Here is a 1300-nt window from a genome sequence, read left to right as displayed (position 1 = left end):
GGTCATCGCGCTCTTGCTTCGGTTGCGCGCACAACGCCCCCAGCCGGCACCATTGACACCGTGTATTGCCCGCTTCGGCCCGGCCCAGATCTTCGGCGGCGCCAGGCATCGCAAGCTGCTACATTTCCGGCCGGGGTTGGGTCATGGCAGAGCAGTCGGCCGTAGTTCTTGGCTCCGGTTGCGGCGCTAGGCCTAACAATTCATTCAAGCCGACACCGCTCCGCGGTGCGGCTTAACTCTGGCGTTAGGCGCAGCATGGTCGTCATCCCACAGCACGGAAGCGACAGCGAGCTATTCGACATTGCTAGCTTTCTCACCGACGTCGATCGGTTCGTACAACCAGACACCTGGCGCATAACCGTCGATTGGTGCATGGGTGATCGCGCTCTAGAGATTGAGCAACTCACGGCTTCCGGACTATCAATGCCAGATGGAGAGTTCCGGGCCCTGTACCGAGGTGTCTACCAAACAATTGAAGGGCACTTCGTTGGCCTAGCTGAAGGAGAGCCCGTGCTTGAGCTGCGGGCGGTCGATTCGTCCTTCTGGGAGGTCTCTGGCCCACCGGCCTTTGAGTCGCATATGCTCGCCACTTACGGGGCGTGGCAGCGCGCCTAACAATTCATTCAAGCCGAAGCCGCTTCGCGGCTCGGCTTAACTCTGGCGTTAGGCCGCATGAAAGGTACACATATCCTCGCGCTCATAACCGCAACTCTTTGGGCACTCGTCCTGCTCATGGGTTTCGGCGGCATCGACGGTGTTCGATCGCAACACGTGCCGGGGTTTCCGTCTGCCGGCCAAATTCGCTACTACGTCTACTTCCCTGCAACTTTGTTTGCTTTGGTTATTGCCCTGTGGGCACTCGCTGCTCGCTGGCGGCAGTTCAAGGCACCGGCGGTGGCACTAATCGCTCTAGCCCTACTACTTCTGCCGGGATATCTGCTCTTCTACACAGGYGGCATRTGATGCGGCCTAACAATTCATTCAAGCCGAAGCCGCTTCGCGGCTCGGCTTAATTCAGGCGTTAGGCGAGTTGTCGCCGCTGTGCAGCCGTAAGGGCGTAGAGCCGCGCAGGTTGCGGATGCGTGGCGGGCGACTTCGCTAGCCCCTAGTCGCTCTTGTTGGGTACCGSCTCCGGAAAGGGGAGGGGCTGGTTCACAGGCCTCCGCAAGCTGATACATTTCGGGCCGGGGAAGGTCTAGGACATTTCCGGCGGCAGTTCTCGGCTCCGGTCACGACACTAGGCCTAACAAGTCATTCAAGCCGACACCGCTCCGCGATGCGGCTTAACTCAGGCGTTAGG

The 1300-nt window shown here is 59.9% G+C and carries 1 protein-coding gene; it reads left to right on the top strand.

Features of this window, described 5'->3' with window-relative positions:
• Positions 1-672: 672 nt before the first annotated feature.
• On the top strand, positions 673-963 hold the full coding sequence (locus tag AC1DER_RS17180) for a hypothetical protein (protein WP_477358204.1): 291 nt from the start codon (positions 673-675) through the stop codon (positions 961-963).
• Positions 964-1300: the final 337 nt, after the last annotated feature.

The organism is Lysobacter sp. 05T417, assembly GCF_056396405.1.
Note: the sequence above shows the minus strand (reverse complement) of the source record. Positions and strands in the feature narration are given on the sequence as shown.